Below are 16,641 nucleotides of genomic sequence, written 5' to 3' on the forward strand. Positions count from 1 at the left end.
CTCGTTGACAGGTCTCGACCCTCTTGCATCGTGCCTGGTGGCTCTTCCAATCTAACCGAACAACACGGGTGTCATTCACGGTCGAACCACCGAACCTTCCCAGCCAGGCTACGTCCTATCCGATTCGTGGTGTGCCCCGACCAGCACATCGGCCCTCCGAGGCCTGATGTATCGGGTCCGTTCGACGGCTCATGCCGGGTCCGCCGATGCCAGCAACCAACGGTCGCCCGAGCGTTCGAGTCCGATCAACATCCGGGAGGAATCGGTCCGCCCATCGGGCACCGCGAGATTGGACACCTCCTGATCGAGGAACACCGCAACGACGGCGTGTTCACCGTCGATCTCGACGATTCCGGCCGTGACTGCGTGACCGGTCGCTCGGCCCTGACCCTGGGTCAACAAGTCGGTCAGGCTCGTCGACACGTCCCGATAGTCGGTGGCGAAATCGTCGGTGGACGATGCGATCACACGGTCGAGATTCGTTGTCGGTGTGGCGTAGTCGTAGGTGGAGAGCTCCTCGGTGTACTGCCGTGCCGAGTCCAGCGCCTCGGTTCGGAGGCCGTCCATCGTCCGGCTGCCTTGATACAGGTAGCCGAGCACGGCGACGCCTGCGACGAGAGCGACGAACAGCACTAGTGCGATACCTCGGCGGATGGTCATTGCTGTACTCCTTCGAGCAGTTTCTTCCAGTAGTCGAGCGCCTCGAGTCCAGTGGGAATCAGCACCGGATCGTCGGCGATCGGTGGTCCGGTCACGTTGCCGGGACGGGTCGAATCGGTCAGGCCCAGGTCGTTGGGACGGGGTGCGTTCTGTGACCCGCGTTGGGCCAGGTTCTCGCCGGGCGGGCAGTACAGCGTCAGATTCGGATCGCGCGGAGATTCGTCGCCGACGGCGCGGCGGGGGGTGTCGTACCAGCAGACCGGGCCCTGGGTTGCGACCAGCGTGAAGTCTCCGCGGTCTCCGTGTACGACGGAGGTGAGTTTGCCGAGCGTGTCGGGCAGGGCGGTGAGCAGCGCCGACAGTGCGGGGGTTCGGTCGCCCAGAACTCCGGTCACCGACACCAGATTGGTGAGAAGGGCCCCTGCTGTTCCTCGGGTGTCGTCGAGAAGGTGCTGGGTTCTGGTGAGCATCGCGGGGGACCGGTCGAGCAGGTAGACCAGTGACGGTTCGTTTCCCACGAGTTGTCCGGTCACATCACGTGTCACAGCCGCGGTGGCCGGGAGCGAGTCCGATGCAGGCGCGAGTGCGTCGAGCATCGGGAGCCCGGTATCGAGAATGTTGGCCAACGCCGGTGCCTGCGCGTCGAGCATTCGGGTGAGGGTGTCGACGTCGTCGATCACTCGGCCCAGCGCAGGCCCGGTCCCGTCGAGGGCCGTCCCCATGGTCTGCGTGAGGGAACTCACCGTGGCGGGATCGATCGAGTCGACCAGTGTCGAGATGCTGGTGATGACCTCGTCGAGTCGGCGAGGCCGATCGGCGTCGTCGACGGTCAAGGTGTCCCCGTCGACGAGATACGGGCCCTCGGCGGTGGTGGGAACGATGTCGAGTGTCTGAATGCCGAGTGCGTTGCTGTCGGTCACCCGAGCCGGTGAGCCGACGGGAACGGAGGCGTCGGGATCCAACGAGACTGCGATGTCGGCGCCGAGCCCGTCGGCGGACAGCGCCACGTCGGTGACTCGACCGATCTCGATTCCGCGATAGGTGACGCCCGCGCCCACTCCCAGGTTCGCGGCATCGGTCGTCGTGGCGGTCACCGTGATCGAACCCTGCAGTGCCGAGGGGCCGAGCGCGTAGACGGTCCCTGCGACGAGTGCCACCACGGACGTGATGGCGAAGAGAATCAGCTGAACGGTGACGGGCCGCCTCATCTCGGGCCCCGCAACACCGGTGCCAACAGCTGCCCGAGTGCCGAGGGCACCTCGGCGATGCGCCCACCGGTGGTCAACTCGCCCACTGTCTCGGGCAGGTCGAGTGCGCCGTCGAAGGCGAGGTAGTCGCCCCGCACGGCTCCGCTGAAGCCTGCGATGAAGTTGTTCATCTCGTTCAGAGTCGGGGTTATCGAATCGTTCCATCCCTGAACCGAACTCAGTACGCGGGCGATGTCGTCGACACCGTCCTCTAGTTGCTTCCCGTTGTCCGACAGAATGTCTCGAGCCGTCGCGGCCAGCGAGGCGGTGTTGTCGAGCAGGGACGCCAGTCGGTCGCGTTGCTGGACGAGCAACTCGATCGTCGGCGCGGACACGGCGAGTCCGTCGTCGATGACGGTGCGATTGTCGGCCAGCGCGGCGGAAACGTCGCGTGCGGCCTGCAGTACGCGATCGAATTCGCCGCGCTGCGCGTCGGCTGCGGCGAGGATGGTGTCGGTGCTGCGCAGCAGCTCCCCGACCTGCGGTCCACGGCCGGAGAATGCCGTGTCGAGCTCGGTGACGATGGTGTCGAGCTGGCCGATTCCGCTGCCGTTCAGTACCAGACCGAGTGCGGCGAGCGATGATTCGAGTTCGGGCCCGATGTCGGTGTCGGTGATGACGGCACCGTCGGACAGCCGATCTCCCGACGGCGTCTGCGGTGGATCGAGTCGGATGTACGGATCCCCGAGCGCCGATGCCACCTCGATCGATGCGGTGACATCTGCCGGAACCGCTACGGCTCGGGACAGGCTCAGCCCGATCCGAGCCAGACCCCCGTCCGTAGACAGGTCGTGGACCCGGCCGACCAGTTGCTGCCCACTCCGCACCTCGGCGCCGAGCCGGATGCGGTCGGCTCGCGAGAACTCTGCGGTCACACGGTAATCGGACCCGTCCGCAGACCGGCCGAGTGGAAGTTCGCCCAGACCGACACCGCATCCGGTGAGTGTGCCGACGAGGACGGCCGACACCGCCAGGGCAGCGGGGCCTCTCATCGGCCCTGCGCCAACAGTTGAATGAGGCCCAGTGGATCGGATGCTCCGATGGGCACCGGTATCGGGTTGGTGAATCCGGCCCCGGTGCAGATGGGCAGAGCCAGGTCGCGGCACAGCGGAACCGTCGAGGCGAACTGGTCGAGATCGGTTGAGACGTTCAAACGGATGCGTCCTCGCTGGTCGTCGCCGATTGTTCTGCCGATGTTCTGCATCGCCAACGGCAAGACGTCCATCAGTTCGGCGAATTGTGCTTCGTGCGTGGCCAATCGACCGGTCAGGTCGGCGGCGTTGTCGAGTGCGGCGCGTAGGTCGTCGCCCCGGCCGGCGAGCAGACGGTCGAGTTCGTCGAACATGGACGTCAGTTGGGCGATCGGAGTGCCCACATCGAGGTCCTGAGTGCGGAACTCCTGCCCGAGACGATCGAGCGAGTCCACCACCGATTCCACTGCACCGTCCCGTCGGTCGACGGCGGTGATCAGCTGGTTCACGGTCTCGACGAGTGCGCCGATGTTCTCGCTGTTCCCGCCGATCACGGCGGTTGCCTGCGCGATGTTGCGGATGGCCTCGTTGACCGCCGGTCCTGTTCCGTCGGTGGATTCGGCGAGCTCGGCCGCTGCGGCCCCGAGGTCCGCTCCCTCGGGACCGACTGCAGTGGCGATCACGTCAACACTGTCGAGGAGCTGGTCGAAGTTGATGGGCGAGTGGCTGCGCTCGACCGGAATGACGCTGTCACCGAGCTCTTCTCCGCCCTGATACACCGGTCCGATCTCGACGAATCGGTCGCTGATGACCGACGGATTCATGACGTACGCCTCGGCGTCGGCCGCAATGGCGTCGTCCGAGGTGATGGACATGACGACGCGCACCGCATTGCCCCGGGGCGTGATGTCGGTGACGGTCCCCACCGGAACTCCGAGAATCCTGACCGGGCTTCCGGGGTGGACGCCGTTGATGTAGGCGAAATCTGCTGTGACGGTGGTCGAGTGCTCGGAACCGTGGAGAACGAACCAGCCGCCGACCAGAGCAGCCACCGCGATCAGCGCTGTCGGTCTCTTCTTCATCGGCATCCCGTCTGAATGCCAAGGGTGCACAGGAGATTGTCGGCGATGGGGCCGGCCGGGGCCGAGACGTCGACCCAATTTCCGTTGCCGGTGGCGTCGGTGACTGCGCGCAAGGCGGCGGGCAGGGTCGTCATGAGTGTGTCGATGTTCTGCCCGTTTCGGTCGAGGGTGTCGGTGACCCCGCGCAGGTTGCCGATCAGACGATCGAGCTCCTCGGAGTTGTCGTCGAGGAATGTCGACGCGGTGGCGGTGACGGTTCGGAGGTCGTTCACCAATTGGCTCAGTGCAGTCCGTCGATCGGCCAGGACCGACAGCACGAACTCGGCGTTGCTCACCAGAGACGACAGCGATGCACTCTCCGCGGCGAGCGACGTGGTCAGGGATCGGGATGCATCGAGCAATCCGGAGATCTGCTCGTCGTTCTCGGCCAACAGCGCCGATGCCGAACCGATGCCGGTGATGGCGTCACGGACCGTCGAACTGTTCTCCGGCAACGACTCTCTCAGGGTCCGAACCATCTCCTCGAGTCCGGGTACGTCCACCTCTGCGGCGGTGGTGTTCGCGGCGGCGGAGATCTGGTCGAGTGAGTACGGAACCGATGTTCGCTCGAGGGGGATGGTGTTGTCCGTTCCGAGGGAACCGCCGCCGTCGGGGACGACCTCGAGGTAGCGCTTTCCGAGGATGGTCCGCAGCTGGATCGACGCATGCGTTCGGTCGCCGAGCGTGTGGTCGCGGTCGAGCCGGAACGAGACCTGTACGTGCGTACCGACGATGTCGACGCTGTCGACCCGGCCCTCGGGTACTCCGGCGACGTAGACGGGATCGGACTCGGTGAGCCCGCCTGCATTCTCGAATTGTGCTGTGTAGGACCGAGTGCGGACCAGGTACCAGGCCTGCGGTATCGCCAGGGCGCACACCAGTGCCACGACGATCATCACGATCCCGCCCACACCGAGCTTGGTGGTCGTCATCGGCAGATCTCCGAGTGAGTCGTGCCGAAGATGTTCGCTTCGGAGCTGCCTGCCAGCAGCGTGAAGTTGCACGTGTAGAGGTTGAGCCAACCGCCGTAGTCGCCGATGCGATTGATGGACCGGGCGAGCTCGGGAAGCAACGTCATGGTTCGGTCGAACGGTTCTGTGTTGGCCGTCCATGCATCGGTCGTCGCAGTGCTGTCGGCTACGACGGCATCGAGCGGAGCGGCCGCATGCGTCAACAGTTCGGCCAACGAGCGCATCGAGTCCGATCCGTCCTCGAGTGCGGATACGAGCTGATCTCCGTGTCGGACCGCCACATCGCCGAGCTCGGCAAGCCCGTCGATCAGGCGCGTGATGTCGGCAGAACGCGAGTCGAGATCGCTCGTCACCGATCCGAGGTTCGCGATCAGTTCGTCGAGAATCTGCTCGTTGTCGGTCAGCCCGCGGGTCATCGACGCCACTCGCACCAACAGCGATTCGATCGCGGAGGACCGACCCGAGAAGGCGTCGACGATCGAGCGCGCCAACGAGTTGATCTGGTTCGGGTCGATCGCGTCGAACAGCGGCTCGAAGCCGTTGACCAACGCGGTCAGGTCGACGGGAGGAGAGGTTCGCGACAGCGGTATCACCTCGTCCGCCGCCAGGGTGCCGGACGGGTCGGCGGGGGTTTCGAGCGCCAGATACCGGGCACCGAGCATGTCGCCGTAGCGAATTGCGGCGGTGATGTTCCCGGGCAGGTGTACGTCGGACCGCACGGAGAACGACACCGCGGCGATGCTGGTGGGTCCGTCGGTGGTCGACCGAACGTCGGCGACCTTGCCGACCCGGACTCCTGCGAGGGTCACGTCGTTGCCGTCCCGCAGGCCCTCGACGCCGACGAACTCGGCGCTGTATCGGGTCGTGGCACCGCCGACCGGGACATCGAGCGTCTGGATGACGACCACGGCCGACAGAGCACCTGCGGCGACGAAGGCGGCAAGCGAGATCAGGGGTCGGATACTCATCGGACGGTCACCTCGGTGCCACGGAGCAGCGGAGCCAGCAGCAACGTGCTGGCGGGATTCAACGGGAGCGATGTGCCGGTTGCGGCGTCCTGTAGCTCGGCCAGCGCGCAGTTGGGACCGGCGAGACCGGGATACTGCGGGCAGTCGGCGGCGGTATAGGGGAGCGGTTCGGAGAAGTCGGGTACCGCGGTGACGTCGAACTTGCCCGAGGCGAAGATCCGCGCACCGGCCTCCCCGAACGGCCCCAACCGATCGAGCGTCGCCGTGAGGCCGTCGGAATCCTGCGCGAGCGCACCGAGTGCCGCGCCGCCGCTGTGAACGACAGTGATTGCTGCACTGCGGTTCTCGGCCACGACGGCCCGAGTGGACTCGACTGTCCCTGCCGCAGCGGTCAGTAGTGCCCGCACGCCGTCGGATCGATCGAGCAGCGTCTGCGACACCCTGGTCGCTGCAGCGACCGAGGCGAGTACGTCCGGTGTTGCGGCAGCGATGTTCTCGGTCAACTCGCGCAGCTGCGGCATACGGCTCAGGGCGGCCTCGATGCCGGGTTCGAGTCGGTCGGTGACCGAGGCGAGCCGGTCGATACTCTCGCCGATGCTCTGACCTCTGCCGCGTAGAGCCGTGCCGAGCGCGGTCAGAGCCAGCTGCGCCTGATCCGGTTCGAGGCCGTCGAGGAGGTCGGTCACCGTGCGGAACAGATCGCTCGCCTGGACTGCGTCGGCAGACGCGTCCGGTTGCAGCGCCATCCCGTCGGCCAGTGCCGAGGAGGACGATCGATCGACTGCAACGAGCTGAATGTAGATGTCTCCGAACAGAGTCCGCGGCACCACCCGAACACGCGCGGAGGCAGGCACCGTACCGATTCGGTCGGCGTCGATACGCATCGTCACTCGAGATCGATCGACACCCGGCTCGATGTCTACGACCTCACCCACACGAACGCCGAGGTACTGCACGCCGATCTCCCCGGTGAGCAATCCCGCTGTCGCGGGAAGCACGACCGATACTTCCGGTGCGGAGTCGAAGGTGCCCGAGCTGTAGGCAACCGATGCCACCGCCGCGACCACCGCGGTGCAGGACGCGACGATTCCGCGGAACACGAGCATGCTTCGGCCGGGTCCGAGACGACGGGGAGCCGGTTGGTTCGGGCCGGTCACGAGGCACCGAGCCCGGGCACCGTCGGCACGATTCCCCACAGCGCGAACGTCAGGAACACGTCGGTGATCCCGATCGCCAGAATCGAGGTACGCAGCGCGCGGCCGGCGGCGCGGCCGACCCCTTCCGGTCCGCCCGATGCGTGAAAACCGTACGAGCAGTGGACGAGCGCGACGATGATCGCGAACACGACCGCTTTGACGACCGAATACAGCAGATCGCTCGGGGCCAACGCGAGGTGGAAGTAGTAGTCGTACGTGCCGGCCGAGCTGCCGCCGAACGTGACGACGACCAACCGAGTGGCGACGTAGGCGGCGATGAGGCCGACCATGTAGATCGGCACGATGCACACCACTGCCGCGATCAGCCTGGTGGTGGCCAGGAACGGAATGGGCCGCACCGCCATCGAATCGAGTGCGTCGATCTCCTCGGAGATCCGCATGGCACCGAGTTGGGCGGTGAATCCGGTCCCGACCTTGGCCGCCAGGGCGATACTGGCGATGACCGGTGCAAGCTCCCGGGTGTTCGCCAGTGCCGAGAGCAGCCCGGACAGGGAGGTCAAACCGATCAGGTCGAGACCGCGGTAGGTTTCGACACCGACCATCATCGCTGCGACGGCCGACATCGCGAACACGATGCCGATGGTGCCGCCGCCGGCGAGCAGCGACGCGTATCCGAAGCTCACCTCGCCGATGTGGTGCAAAACGTGTTTCGAGTACCGGCGCATCGTGTACGGGATGGCCGCGATGGTCTCGAACCAGAAGGTGACGTGCCGGCCGACGTCCACCATGGCCGAGGTTGCAGCCCGGGTTCTGCGCTGGAGTCGAACGCGGGTGTCGAAGACCATCAGTACGTACCGACCGCGGGAACGACGACTGCATAGAGTTGTGACAGAACGGTATTGACGACGAAGACCATGACGAATGCCAGTACGACGGCCTCGTTCACCGCGTCGGCGACGCCACTCGGTCCGCCTTCGGCGTGCAGACCCCGGTACGACGCGATGAGCGTGGACGTCACCGCGAAACAGGCCGATTTGATCATGGCCATGACAAAATCGGAGACGCGGCCGTATTCGGTGAAGGTGGCCAGAAACGCGCCTGCGGACTGATCGGCGACGAGTACCTGGTAGAACAGGCACGCCGACACACCGACGAGGGTGACCATGGCGCAGATGACAACGGCGACGACAACTGAGGCGACGAGCCGGGGAACCACCAGTCGGGCGACGACGTCGACGCCCATCACTTCCATGGCGGCGATCTCCTCGCGGATCGTCCTCGATCCGAGATCGGCACAGATCGCCGATCCGGCAACGCCGGCGAGCATCAGTGCGCACACCAACGCCGCAGCCTGACCGACCACCACGAACGCCACGACTGCGCCGGAATATGCTCCGGCACCGAGCCTTCCCGCCAACGACCCGACCGACACCGCGATCAGTACGCCGATGGGGAGCATCAACAGCAGAGCGGGAACCGTGCACACACGCGCGACGAACAGAGCCTGGTTGACGGTCTCGGCGACCGGTAGCCGGCCTCGAACGATGTCGGTCACGGCGCGCGCGCAGGCGGTCGTCGAGAACGCCGACAGGCCACCGATCTGATCGACGAGATCGCGAACCGGACCTCGCGCGACCGGTGGCTCGAATCTCATCGGTCAGGCCGGCGTCGGCGAATAGGTTTTTCTGAGCGAGACCTTCAGAACCTTGCCGCTGGCGTTGCGGGGCAAAGCATCGACGATCACCAGATCCTTGGGGTGCTTGAACCGGGCCAGGTGATCACCGAGCCACACGGTCAACTCCTCGAGCGTGAGATCGGGCGTGTTCTGGGAATCGTGAAGTGCGACAACGGCGACGGGTACCTCGCCCCACTTGTCGTCGAGGCGCCCGATCACGGCTGCCTCGAGAATTCTCGGGTGCGAGAACAGCACGTTCTCGACCTCCGCGCAGTAGATGTTTTCGCCGCCCGAGATGATCATGTCCTTCTTCCGGTCGACGACGAAGACGAAGCCTTCCTCGTCCTGCCTCACCAGATCGCCGGAGTGGAACCAGCCGCCGTGGAAGGCATCGGCCGTGGCATCGGGGTTCTCCCAGTAGCCGCGCATCAATGTCGGCCCCCGGTAGACGATTTCGCCGATCTCACCCTGAGCTACATCGTTCATCTCGTCGTCCACCACTCGGGCCGCGATGGTCGGGATCACGCGTCCGACGGATCCGATCTTGCGCAGTGCATCCGAGCCGTCGAGGACACAGGTGATGGGCGACATCTCGGTCTGGCCGAACACGGCGACGTTCAGCGCATCGGGGAACGTTGCCGACATGGCCTTCAGTACGGTGTCCGACGCAGGTGCCGCACCCCAGGAAATCACCCGGAGCGCAAGCTTTCTGGGGCTGCGAGACTGCTCGGCGCACATGGCCTGCCATTGCACCGGTACGAGAAACAGGTTGGTGACGCGTTCTGCGGCCAGGACATCGAGCAGGGTGCCGGGGTCGAAAGCGCCCACCGGGTAGATCACGGTGGTGATGCCGAGCAGCAGGCTCGGGGCGAGGCTTCCCAGTGCCGCGATGTGGAACATCGGGGAGGCGCAGAATCCGACCTCGTCGGTCTCGCTCATCTGCAGTGCGCGAATGCAGGTGAACGCCTGGGCCTGCATGTTCGCGTGGGTGAGAACGGCACCCTTGGGTCGTCCGGTGGTGCCCGAGGTGTAAATGATCAGTGCGGACGCGTCGTCGGGCACGTCGACTGCCGCTGCGGGTTCGCTTTCGGCGAGCAGGCGCTCGTAGGATTCGCCGACGGTGATGACAACCGGTGGTGAATCAGCCTGTTTGACAACCGCGTCGACGAGTGGTGTGAGAGTTTCGTCGGTGATCACGATGGTGGATCCGCTGTTCAGGGCGAGAAACGCGACTTCGGGTGGAGTCATTCGGAAATTGACCGGGACGGCCAGAGCGCCCAGTGCGTTGATGGCCAGAACCGCTTCGAGGTACTCGGGTCGATTGAGCATCACGATCAGTACTCGGTCGCCGAAGCCGACCCCGCGTTCCTTCAGCGCCCCCGCGAACCTCGACACTCGATCGTCCAGTTCGCGCCAGGTGATCGATCGCCCCTGAAACCGCAGGGCCACGTTCGTCGGCTGCATCGTTGCGTGCCGTCGAACATGGTTGTTCCAGTTGCTTCGGTTGGAAAGCTGGGGTTCGTCGGTGTGAATCGTGCGTGCAGTCGAGTCCGTGTGAGCGGCCATCGCCGGTTCCTCTCTGAGCCGTGAGGCGGGGGTTCGAGTGTGGTGCAGCTTACCTGGGGAGCGGTGGTTTGTCTGTGGTTAGTGGAGTGCATTTCTGCAGGTCATTCGGTCAGTAAGTTCATCGAGATTCGCGTCGGGAACGAGGCTGTCGGTGGTTCAGCACGGCGTCGAGTCCCTGGACGAATTCCGGTGCCGTCAGCAGTTCGACCTGCCCGGCGGTCTCCCTCTCGAGTGCGTCGTCGAGCAGTGCCAGCGTCGACGCCGTCAGAGCCCGCTTGGTCAACTCCAGTGCGCGACGCGGACCGCGGGAGAGCGTGCGTGCGATCGTGCGAACATGCTCGTCGAGGTCCTGGGGAGCAACTGCCGCGGTGATGAGCCCGCAACGGGCGGCATCCGCCGCGCTCATCGGCTCACCGAGCAGCGCCATCGCGCCTGCGCGTGCGCGTCCGATCGCGGCCGGGACCAACAGGGTGCTACCACCGTCGGGCATCAGGCCGAGCGACGTGAACGGCAAGAGGAATTGGGCGTCCTCGGCCGCGTAGACGAGATCCGCGGCCAGCGCGATCGACACCCCGATCCCCGCTGCGATGCCGTTGACCTGTGCTATCACCGGCATCGGCACGTCGAGCACCGCACGTACCAGGGCCGCGGCTACCCGCATCGTCTCCTCGGCGTCGGCCTGTGCGTCGGAAGACGGCTCGGCAGCAGCCATTTCGACGATGTCGGCACCGGTGCTGAAGGCGGAACCGGTGCCCGTCACGATCACCACTCGCACCGTAGGGTCGGACGCGGCCGTGGTCAGTGCGTCGATCAGGGCCTCGGCGGTGGGGCCGTCGAGAGCGTTCATCCGGTGGGGCCGGTCGATGCGCAGCGAGAGGATTCCAGCGGCCGACGTGCAGTGCAGGCCGTTCGTCACGATGAACTCCTGTCGGCCGTCGGTGTTACCCAGTTGCGAATTGCGGCTAACTTAGCGCATCAAATCGACTGATTGTCAGTGTTTCAGAGAAATCCGTCGAACGGATCGTTCGTGTTCGAGCTACCGCTACGATGGGGAACGAACGTCGGGTTCGGTCCCGTCGGTACGAGGACAGGTCATGACTGACACAGGTGCAGCGACGCAACGCCGTCGACCACGAAATCGCAAAGCGCAGATTCTGACAGCGGCGGCAGAGGCGTTCAGTGAACGCGGCTACCACCCTGTCGGCATCGAGGAGATAGCGGCCACGGTCGGGATCTCGGGTCCCGCGCTGTACCGGCATTTTCCGACCAAGTACGCACTGTTCGCCAGTGCAGTCCTGCGATTGGCCGATTCGTTGCTCGCGGCAACCGATCCCGCGGTCATCACTCGAGAGGATCCGGAGGACCGGCTCGACGCGGTCATCGGTGCCGTCATCCGAACCACCATCGACAACCGTCGAACCGGTGGACTGTATCGGTGGGAAGGGCGCTACTTGGTGGGGGACGATCGGCGCGCCCTGCGCCGGTCGATGGCAACGCTGCACGAGCGCGTGACGAATCCGCTGCGACAGCTTCGCCCCGATCTGTCCGAGGCCGACGCAGCCATGCTGGCCACCGCGTCCATCAGTGCGGTCGCCAGCATCACCGCGCATCGATCGGCGTTGTCGGCCAAACAGATCGAGGAGTCGATGCTTGCTGCCGCACGGTCGATACTGCGGACCGATCTTCCGCAGCAGGGCAGTGAATCTCCTCACCGCGAATCCGTGCTGGAGCATGCGTCGAAACGCGAAGAGCTGCTGCACCATTCGATTCGACTGTTCTATCTGCACGGTTACCACGAGGTGGGCCTGGACGACATCGGCGCAGCAGCGTCGATCACCGCCTCCAGTGTCTACCGCTACTTCCCCAGCAAGGCCGAGCTGCTCGAGGCTGCGTTGCACCGTGCCAACGTCCAGCTCACCGACACCCTCGCCGGTGCGCTCGAGCACTCGGATTCCCCGGTCGACGCGGTGCGGACCTTCGCCAGGCTGTACACCGAATTGACCTTCCGGCAGGGCGAACTGGTGGCCGTGTACTTCGCCGAGATCGGAAACATTCCGGCCGATCGGCGGACCGCACTGCGCCGGATCCAGCGCCACAACATCGACGGCTGGGCGCAGTTACTGCGTGAGGCACGGCCGAACACGAGCGTGGTGGTCTCAAAATTTCTGATCCACGCCGCTCTCGGGTTGGTCTTCGATGTCGGTCGCACGGTGCGGTTCGAGCGCTCCGACCGAACCATGGCCAGGGTGCAACAGACGATGACAGCGGTACTTCTGGGATGAATCCACTCGATGTGAAACGGAGAACAGCTATGACCGATCGTGAAACGATTACGCGTACAGACGAATTGGTGGCACGGACCTCGGGTGTCTCGGCAGCGGAACTCGACGAACTCTGGTCGCAGCTCGCCCCCGTACGCGCCGAGGACATCCTCGGAAGCTGGACCGGTGCCGCCTTCCAGACCGGCCACGGACTGTGCCGGGCACTGCCCGCCAGCAAGTGGCACGGAAAGAACTTCATCTCCGTCACCGAGGCGCAACCGTTGATCTGCCGCGCCGACGACGGCTCGCTGTTCTCCAACGTCGAGATGGGGTCGGGGGAGGCATCGCTGTGGAACATCGAGTTCCGGGGCGAGGTGACCGCCACGATGGTGTACGACGGCAAAGCCGTCTTCGATCACTTCAAGCAGATCGACGACGGCAGGCTGATGGGCATCATGAACGGCAAACCGGAGCTCGTGCTCTCTCGCGGCGAGCACTTCTACTTCGTGTTGGAGCGCGACCGATGATCGCCGCGCGGGCACTGCTCTCGCGTGATCCAGCCGAGTCCTTCACCGTCGAGAACATCGACATCGACGAACCCCGCGACAACGAGATCCTGGTCCGGATGAAGGCGACTGGGATCTGTCACACCGATCTCGTTGCGCGACGGGCAGGTTCGGCCGAGAGGCCGGCTCTGCTCGGGCACGAGGGCGCAGGTGTGGTCGAGTCGGTGGGCCGGTCCGTCCGCGGGATCGATCCGGGCGACCATGTGGTGCTGACGTTCCGGCACTGCGGTGTGTGCGGCAATTGTCGGCAGGGACGGCCGGCCTACTGCGTGGACGGCCACGCTCTGAACCAGTTCGGTGCACGCGCGGACGGCACGTCCCGCGTTGTCACGAGTACCGGTGCTCCGGTGCTGGACGGATTCTTCGGGCAGTCGAGCTTCTCCGAGTTCGCGCTGACCCGCCAGGACAACACCGTCGTCGTCGATCGGGATATCGACCTCGCTGTTGCCGCTCCGCTGGGGTACAGCGTGCAGACCGGTGCCGGGGCGGTGCTGAACGTCCTGAAGCCTCGGTCGGGGGACACCGTGGTGGTGCACGGAGCAGGTGGGGTGGGGATGGCGGCCGTGCTCGCGGCGATCACCACCGGTGCCCGCGTGATCGCGGTGGAGAGATCCAGCGCCAGAAGAGAATTGGCGTCGAGTCTCGGTGCACACGTGGTGATCGATCCGGCGTCGGAGGATGCGCGCGCCGAGTTGTCGGACGCGACCGACGGAGGCGCAACGCACGCACTCGACACCACCGGCAACGCAGAGGTGATCGGTGACGCGATGGCCGCTCTCGGCAAGGGCGGCACGCTGGCGATCGTGGCTCTCGGCCGCGGTGTGTTGCAGCTGGATCTGCTGGATACGGTGTTGAGCGGCAGGGGGATTCGCGGATGCCTCGAGGGGGACGCCGTCCCGCAGCAGTTCATCCCGGCACTCGCCGAGATGTACTCCGCGGGGGCGCTCCCCGTCGATCGGCTGATCACCCGCTATCCGTACGACCGGATCGACTCCGCTCTCGGCGACCACCGCCGCGGAGACACCGTCAAGCCGGTGCTGGAGTGGCCCTGACCGGTGCTGCCGAATCGGCGGTGTACGGGCAGGTGGTAGCTCCCAGATCCCGAGGGCGGTAGCCGACGGGGTAGCCGGGGTAGGTCTTGTTCGACGCGTCGGCGGTGGCCCGCGAGTGCGTCCGCTTGGGTAGGAACCGCTCCACGCGGGCCCTGGCGCGAAGACCCCGCACGGCGGCCCGCTCGACCGTCGCCGAGCCCGACGGGAAGCCGAAGGCACCGGCCATCCGGTCGTCCAGCAGCGCGAAGACTGCCTGCTTCACTGCAGGGGTCAGCGCAGCGGGGTACCAGGAGCAGTACAGATCGAGGGTGTACGTGCCGATCCGTCGATTGTCCTCGGTGAAGCGGAACGTGCGCTCCTCGTAGTCGAGCTTGAACTGCGCGAGCTCGGTGTACGACTCGGGGATGTTCTTGATGCCCATTCGTTTTCCCACTTCGCAGTAGAAGTGGAACGTGGCGAGTCGTTCCTTGGGGTGCAGGCGACGCCATCCGTAGGTGTCGATCCACTCGATCGGCTCGTAGATGAACGTCGTCAACACGTAGAGCATGTCGTCGTTCGAGATGTCGTACTTTCCGTGCATTCGGTTGACCATCCGAAGCGACTCGCGCCCCCGCTCGGAGTCGTATCCGTGCTCGAGCAGTTCGGCCATCAACAGCGAGGTGTCGTCGTAGCGCTTCTGCGGTCGTTTCTCGAATTCGCCGGTCTCGGCCAACAGCGCCGAGATGGTCGGCACGCAGTAGGTACGGAACAACGCGAATTCGAGTGCACGCTGGTAGTCCCACGGGAACTCGTAGCCGGCGGTGATGCGATGGATCGTGTGGCAGTCCCGCACCGGGTCGAGTTCCTCGATACGCCGGAGCCAGCCGAAGCGCCCCTTCTTCGGCGTGATGTCCATGGTCAGCTCCGTCCGTGCCGAAGCTTGAGCACCAGCGTCGAGATCTTCATGTCCCGTGCCTTCCGCTTCATCGTCAGCAGGTTGAGCGGAGATGCGAAGCTCTGCACCGCAAGCGATTTGACGGTGCTGAACTCTCGCAGGCCGTCGGCGCCGTGGATGCGGCCGAATCCCGAGTCGCCGGTGCCGCCGAAGGGCAGTGCCGGGATGCCGGCGAAGCCGAGGACCGAATTGACCGTGACCACACCGCAATCGAGCTTCTCGGCGGCGCGTCGACCCACCGCGGTGTCCTTGGTGAACACCGACGCACCGAGTCCGTAGGCGGAGGCGTTGGCCCGCTCGATGCCCTCCTCGAGATCGCGAACCTTGTTCACCACCACCGTCGGACCGAAGGTCTCCTCGGTGATCGCCGTGGAATCCTCCGGCACGTCGGTGAGGATGACGGGGTCGATGTAGGGGCCGTGGAGCGAGTCGAGTCCGCCGAGCACGGCCTTGCCGCCCTTGGCCAACGCGTCCTCGATCTGGCCGCGCACGATGTCGCTCTGCTTGGCCATCGTCATCGGGCCGTACGACGAGGTTCCCACGCCGCCGGGCTTCAATGCCTTCACCGCGGCGGTGAACTCGGTGACGAACCGGTCGTACGCAGGCTCGGCGACGTAGATGCGTTCCACACCGGCGCACGTCTGCCCGGCGTTGCCCATCGCGCCGAACGTTGCGAACTCCACTGCGGCAGCGATGTCGGCGTCGGCATCGACGAGCATGGCGTCCTTGCCGCCACACTCGGCGACCAGGGGAGTCAACGTCTTCGCGCACGCGGCCATGACCTTCTTGGCCGTGGCGGTCGAACCGGTGAAGGCAATCTTGTCGACGGTGGATTCGCACAGCGCCGAGCCGGTGGAGCCGTCGCCGGTCACCGTCTGGAACACCGGGTGCGGGGCGGCGAGCGACGCCCATTTCTCGGCCAACCACACACCGACCCCCGGCGTGAGTTCGCTGGGCTTGAAGACCACGGTGTTTCCGGCGGCCAGTGCGTAGGCGATGGAGCCCATCGGGGTGTACAGCGGGTAGTTCCAGGGACCGATCACCCCGACGACGCCGAACGGGCGGTAGCCGACGTACGCCTTCTGATTCACCGAGATGAGCCCGGAGCCGACCTTGCGCTGCCGGAGGATCTTCTCGGCATTGCGGGCCGCCCAATCGATGTGTTCGACGCCCATCATCACTTCGAGTATCGAGTCCTCGTCGGGCTTGCCGGTTTCGGCGGCGATGACGGCAGCGAGACTCGCGGCGTCCCTGGCGATGGCGGACTTGAATTCGAGCAGCCACCGTTTGCGTCCGACGAAGCCCTGCACATCCCACCAACGCGCGGCCGACCGGGCGCGAGCGACGGCGGCGTCGACCTCTGCAGGGCCCGCGATCGGGTACGCGGCGAGTGCGACACCTGTTCTGGGGTCGAGGCTTTCGAAGGTGCTCTCGTTCGTTCGTTCGATCTGGTCCGTCACGGGCTCTATCCTCCAGCAGATCGCATCACATA

At 65.5% G+C, this 16,641-nt stretch carries 16 protein-coding genes; 3 read left to right on the plus strand and 13 right to left on the minus strand.

The features are described 5' to 3' along the window. Positions 1-189: 189 nt before the first annotated feature. From CH295_RS12080 to CH295_RS12130, 11 genes are all read right to left on the minus strand, one after another. Positions 190-660 (minus strand): Rv1363c family protein, encoded by a 471-nt coding sequence (locus CH295_RS12080; protein ID WP_094740825.1) that lies wholly within the window; start codon positions 658-660, stop codon positions 190-192. Next, on the minus strand, positions 657-1,868 hold the full coding sequence (locus CH295_RS12085) for an MlaD family protein (protein WP_094635699.1): 1,212 nt from the start codon (positions 1,866-1,868) through the stop codon (positions 657-659). The genes CH295_RS12080 and CH295_RS12085 overlap by 4 nt, the downstream gene beginning before the upstream one ends. Next, a complete protein-coding gene (locus tag CH295_RS12090) occupies positions 1,865-2,899 on the minus strand; it encodes an MCE family protein (RefSeq protein ID WP_252342013.1) in 1,035 nt (344 codons plus the stop codon). Before CH295_RS12090 ends, CH295_RS12085 begins: the two co-directional genes overlap by 4 nt. Further along, positions 2,896-3,960 (minus strand): MCE family protein, encoded by a 1,065-nt coding sequence (locus CH295_RS12095; RefSeq protein ID WP_252342014.1) that lies wholly within the window; start codon positions 3,958-3,960, stop codon positions 2,896-2,898. Before CH295_RS12095 ends, CH295_RS12090 begins: the two co-directional genes overlap by 4 nt. Further along, positions 3,957-4,931 (minus strand): MCE family protein, encoded by a 975-nt coding sequence (locus CH295_RS12100; RefSeq protein ID WP_094740827.1) that lies wholly within the window; start codon positions 4,929-4,931, stop codon positions 3,957-3,959. The genes CH295_RS12095 and CH295_RS12100 overlap by 4 nt, the downstream gene beginning before the upstream one ends. After that, a complete protein-coding gene (locus CH295_RS12105; RefSeq protein WP_094740828.1) occupies positions 4,928-5,938 on the minus strand; it encodes an MCE family protein in 1,011 nt (336 codons plus the stop codon). The genes CH295_RS12100 and CH295_RS12105 overlap by 4 nt, the downstream gene beginning before the upstream one ends. Continuing rightward, positions 5,935-7,095, minus strand: coding sequence for an MCE family protein (locus tag CH295_RS12110; protein ID WP_252342015.1), 1,161 nt, complete (start codon positions 7,093-7,095; stop codon positions 5,935-5,937). Before CH295_RS12110 ends, CH295_RS12105 begins: the two co-directional genes overlap by 4 nt. Beyond that, entirely contained in the window at positions 7,092-7,940 is an 849-nt protein-coding gene (locus tag CH295_RS12115; protein WP_094740829.1) for an MlaE family ABC transporter permease, read from the minus strand. Before CH295_RS12115 ends, CH295_RS12110 begins: the two co-directional genes overlap by 4 nt. Next, entirely contained in the window at positions 7,940-8,749 is an 810-nt protein-coding gene (locus tag CH295_RS12120) for an MlaE family ABC transporter permease (RefSeq protein ID WP_037187781.1), read from the minus strand. The genes CH295_RS12115 and CH295_RS12120 overlap by 1 nt, the downstream gene beginning before the upstream one ends. A gap of 3 nt (positions 8,750-8,752) precedes the next feature. Continuing rightward, positions 8,753-10,336, minus strand: coding sequence for a fatty-acid--CoA ligase FadD5 (fadD5, locus tag CH295_RS12125; RefSeq protein ID WP_094740830.1), 1,584 nt, complete (start codon positions 10,334-10,336; stop codon positions 8,753-8,755). Between the two features lie 118 nt (positions 10,337-10,454). After that, positions 10,455-11,252, minus strand: a complete 798-nt coding sequence (locus CH295_RS12130; protein WP_288143185.1) for an enoyl-CoA hydratase-related protein — start codon at positions 11,250-11,252, stop codon at positions 10,455-10,457. Positions 11,253-11,430: 178 nt separating this feature from the next. Here CH295_RS12130 and CH295_RS12135 point away from each other — a divergent pair, with 178 nt between their 5' ends. From CH295_RS12135 to CH295_RS12145, 3 genes are read left to right on the plus strand one after another with little or no spacing between them, the layout of a single operon-like run. Beyond that, the gene (locus CH295_RS12135; protein ID WP_094740831.1) at positions 11,431-12,618 is read left to right on the plus strand and encodes a TetR/AcrR family transcriptional regulator; all 1,188 of its coding nucleotides are present in this window, start codon (positions 11,431-11,433) and stop codon (positions 12,616-12,618) included. 29 nt (positions 12,619-12,647) lie between these two features. Further along, the gene (locus CH295_RS12140; protein WP_094740832.1) at positions 12,648-13,124 is read left to right on the plus strand and encodes a DUF4334 domain-containing protein; all 477 of its coding nucleotides are present in this window, start codon (positions 12,648-12,650) and stop codon (positions 13,122-13,124) included. Continuing rightward, positions 13,124-14,215 (plus strand): NAD(P)-dependent alcohol dehydrogenase, encoded by a 1,092-nt coding sequence (locus CH295_RS12145; protein WP_094740995.1) that lies wholly within the window; start codon positions 13,124-13,126, stop codon positions 14,213-14,215. The genes CH295_RS12140 and CH295_RS12145 overlap by 1 nt, the downstream gene beginning before the upstream one ends. On the opposite strand, the gene CH295_RS12150 is transcribed toward CH295_RS12145, so the two are convergent. Then, complete coding sequence (locus CH295_RS12150; protein WP_037187789.1) at positions 14,190-15,110, minus strand: oxygenase MpaB family protein; 921 nt, start codon at positions 15,108-15,110, stop codon at positions 14,190-14,192. The two genes, CH295_RS12145 and CH295_RS12150, sit on opposite strands and share 26 nt — an antisense overlap. A 2-nt stretch (positions 15,111-15,112) precedes the next feature. Then, the gene (locus CH295_RS12155; RefSeq protein WP_502694497.1) at positions 15,113-16,630 is read right to left on the minus strand and encodes an aldehyde dehydrogenase family protein; all 1,518 of its coding nucleotides are present in this window, start codon (positions 16,628-16,630) and stop codon (positions 15,113-15,115) included. Between the last annotated feature and the right edge of the window lie 11 nt (positions 16,631-16,641).

Source organism: Rhodococcus sp. 14-2483-1-2 (genome assembly GCF_002259405.1).
In the GTDB taxonomy this organism is placed as follows: domain Bacteria; phylum Actinomycetota; class Actinomycetes; order Mycobacteriales; family Mycobacteriaceae; genus Rhodococcoides.